Below are 3,656 nucleotides of genomic sequence, written 5' to 3' on the forward strand. Positions count from 1 at the left end.
CGGCCCCCCGGGCGCCGCCCCGCGGGCCCCGCCCCTGGGCCCGCCGCACCCGGCCACGGGCGCGGCGGCACGAGGGCCGCGTGGTCAGCCGGTCTTTGGTGTGGCGCGACCACCGAGGTGGATGTAGCGGGAGTTGTCGGTAAGGGTGTAAAGGACGACGGGGGTCCACGCGGCGACGTCCTGTTCCCGGGTGACGAAGAGGCCGGCGTCCGGATCGACGGCCCTCAGCGGCATCCGGTGCGGTGGCTCCTCGAGGCCGGCCAGCCCCTCGGTGGGGGTCACGGTGAGGTGCGGCGTGCCGTCCTCGCACGGCGTGAGGTCCATGCGCACGCCGTGCCGCTCGTAGCTCCCGTACCAGTCGGCGAGATCCACGGGGATGCGCTCGGCGGGCGGCTGCGGCGGCCCGGGCACGCGCAGCCCGGCGGTCTGGGGGAGTATCTCGTTCGCGACCGCCCGGAAGAGCTCCCGGGTGCGTCCGCCGTTGGTGAGCAGGACGATGACGACGTCCCGGTCGGGGAGGATGCGCAGGAAGGCGCTCTGGCCGATGGTGCCGCCGTCGTGGCCGTAAAGGGTCCGGCCCTCCCAGGTCGGCAGGAACCAGCCCAGGCCCCAGTGATCGGCGATGGTCCAGCGATCCGGCACCGCCACCTGCGGCTCGCGCATCGCCTGTGCGGAGGTGGCGGACAGCACACGGGTGCCGTCCGCAGCGACGCCGTCGGCGAGGTGCATACGGGCGAAGGCGACGAGGTCCTCGGCGGTGGCGACGACGATGCCCGCCGGACCGGCCGAGCGTGGGATGTCCCAGCGCGGCGCGGGTCGCGGCCAGTCGTCCACTGTGCCGTCCGGCACCGGCAGGTGCCCCATGGCCGCCCGGAAGCGCAGCACGTCCTCGGGCAGGGTGAAGGTGCGGTCCATGCCCAGGGGGGCGAGGAGACGCTCGCGCAGGGCGGTGTCCCACAGCTGGCCGGTGAGCACCTCGATCACCCGGCCGGCGACGGCGAAGCCGGTGTTGCAGTACGACTGGGTGGCACCGATGGGGTGCGACTGGCCCAGCTCCGCCAACCGGGCCACGAACCGCTCCAGCACGTCGTCCCCGCGGCCGACGTCGGCGAAGACATCGCCCTGGATGCCGCTGGTATGGGTGAGCAGGTGACGCATCGTCACCGACGCGGTCACGTCCGGGTCGGCCACCTTGAACTTGGGCAGCGCCTTCACCACCGGCTCGTCGAGGTCGAGCAGCCCCTCGTCCACCAGTTGCATCACCAGGGTGGTGGTCAGCGTCTTGGTGATGGAACCGATCTGGAACAGCGAATCGGTCGTGGCCTGCACTCCCGTACCCCGGTTGAGCACGCCCGCCGCCGCGAGAGTCGTCCGGCCGCCCGCGTGGACGGCCAAGCAGGCGCCGGGTACGCGGTACGCGCGGGCGAGCTCTTCGAGCCGTCGTCCCAGTTCTGCCTGGTCCAGTGTCACCGTTGCTCCTTCGTCGCGCTCTCTTCATCGGTGGCGGCCACCGCGGCGAGCGAGGCATGCCCACCGTCCGACGGGCCGCCGCGTTCTTCGGCGATCCCCGGGGCGTCCCGGGTGGGGCCGGCCGCCATGAGGCCGCCGGCGGCCGCCAGGTCGTCGGCGAAGTGGCAGGCGGCCCGGTGGGGCCGCCCGGCCGCGCCGAGTTGCGGGTCCAGGGTCAGGCACACCGAACGGGAGGCGTTCGCGCGCGGCCCGACGGGGCAGCGGGGGTGGAAGCGGCATCCCGCTGGGGGATGGTGGGGATCGGGGGCGTCCAGGTCCCCGGACGGCGTGCTGATCTCGCGCCAGGACCGGCCCAGCCGGGGCACGGCTGCCAGCAGGGCCTGGGTGTAGGGGTGGCGGGGCCGGGCCAGGAGCTCCTGGCTGGGCGCGGCCTCCACGATGCGGCCCAGGTACATCACGGCGATGACGTCGCTGACGTACCGGACCACCTCGAGGTTGTGCGAGATGAACAGCATCGAGGTGCCGGAGCGGTTCTGGATGTCGCGGACGAGGTTGAGTACCGCGCCCTGCACGGAGACATCGAGGGCACTGGTGATCTCGTCGGCGATGATGACGTCGGGGCGCACCGCGAGCGCCCGTGCGAGGGCCACCCGCTGCCGCTGGCCGCCGGACAGGCGCCCAGGGAGCATGTCCGCATGCTCCGGGGAGAGCGCGACCAGATCCAGCAGCCGGCCGATCTCGCGGCCGCGTTGCTCGCGTGTCAGGCGCGCACCGGCGCGGGCCTGGGCCTGTAGTGCCTCGTCCAGGGTGGCTCCGACCGTCATCCGCGGATTGAGCGAGGCGTAGGGGTCCTGGAAGACCATCTGGATCCGCCGGCGGCGGGCTGTGTCGGAGGTGATGTCCTCGTCGTCCAGCAGGATGTGGCCCGCGGTGAGGGGAGCGAGTCCGACGATGGCGCGGGCAAGGGTCGATTTACCCGAGCCCGACTCACCCACCAGGCTGACGATCCTTCCCGGGGGCACGGTCAGGCTCACCCCGTCGACCGCCGTCATGGCTCGGCGACCCCGCCCGTACCGTACGGTCAGCCCTTCGATCCGCAACCTGGTCATGCCGGCCCCGCCTTGGTGGTCGTCGTGTCGGTACGGTCCGCCGAAAACGGCGGACGCGGATGCCAGCAGGCGACCCGGCGCCCGTCCCGCAACTCCAGTGGCGGCTGCTCGCTGCGGCACTTGTCCGATGCGAACCGGCAGCGCGGTGCGAAGGCGCAGCCACCGGGCAGTTCGAGGGGCTGCGGGGGCCGACCGGGGATGGTGGCCAGCGGCTGGTCCCGATCGCTGGCCATGTGGGGCACGGCCGCCAGCAGCGCCTGGGTGTAGGGATGGGCGGGGCCGTCGAGCAGGGAGGCGACGTCGATGTCCTCGACGATCCGGCCTGCGTACATCACCACCACCCGCTGGCACAACGAGGTGACGACCGAGATGTCGTGCGAGATCATCAAGATCGCCGCTCCCGTGTCCTCGTTGATCTGGCCCAACAGCCGCACGATCTGTTCCTGCACGGTCACGTCGAGCGCGGTGGTCGGCTCGTCGGCGATGATCAGTTCGGGGTCCCCCATCAGACCCATGGCGATCATGGCGCGCTGTCGCATGCCGCCGGACAGCTCGTGCGGGTACTGGGCCATCCTGATGGCGGGGCTGGGGACACGTACCTGGTGCAGCCGACCCTGCGCGAGCCGCATCGCCTCCGCGCGCGGCAGGCCGAGGTGGACCTCGCTGGCCTCGGTGAGTTGACGCCCCATCTTCAGCGCGGGGTTGAACGAGCTCAGCGGGTCCTGGAAGACCACAGCGGTCATCGAACCCAGCAGCCTGCGCTGCTCGGGTGCGCGCAACGATGCGGGGTCCCGTCCGGCGATCTCCATCCGGCCGGCGGTAACCCGGCCCGGCTGTGGCACGAGCCCGGCGATCGCCAGGGCCGTCAGCGTCTTGCCGCTGCCCGACTCGCCGACGATGCCGACCCTCTCGCCGCGCCCCACGTCCAAGCTGACGCCCCGGACGGTATGCACCGGCACGGGCGGGCCGGGGAAGACGACCGAAAGGTCGTGCACGCGCAGCGCGTACGCGTCGGCGTCGGCCGTGGGCACGGCCGTCTCCTGCCCGGCCGTCTCCTGCCCGGCCGTCCCGGCCGGC

Annotated in this window: 3 protein-coding genes; all 3 read right to left on the bottom strand. The window is 72.7% G+C overall.

The window, feature by feature from the left end; genetic code table 11:
- Positions 1–84: 84 nt before the first annotated feature.
- Positions 85–1,470, bottom strand: coding sequence for a serine hydrolase domain-containing protein (locus ACWDA7_RS51200; RefSeq protein WP_450614877.1), 1,386 nt, complete (start codon positions 1,468–1,470; stop codon positions 85–87).
- A complete protein-coding gene (locus ACWDA7_RS51205; RefSeq protein ID WP_450614879.1) occupies positions 1,467–2,579 on the bottom strand; it encodes an ABC transporter ATP-binding protein in 1,113 nt (370 codons plus the stop codon). Before ACWDA7_RS51205 ends, ACWDA7_RS51200 begins: the two co-directional genes overlap by 4 nt.
- On the bottom strand, positions 2,576–3,656 hold a 1,081-nt coding region (locus ACWDA7_RS51210; RefSeq protein ID WP_450614881.1), incomplete at its 5' end, for an ABC transporter ATP-binding protein. The genes ACWDA7_RS51205 and ACWDA7_RS51210, both read right to left, overlap by 4 nt.

The sequence above is a fragment of the Streptomyces sp. NPDC001156 genome, from assembly GCF_053598275.1.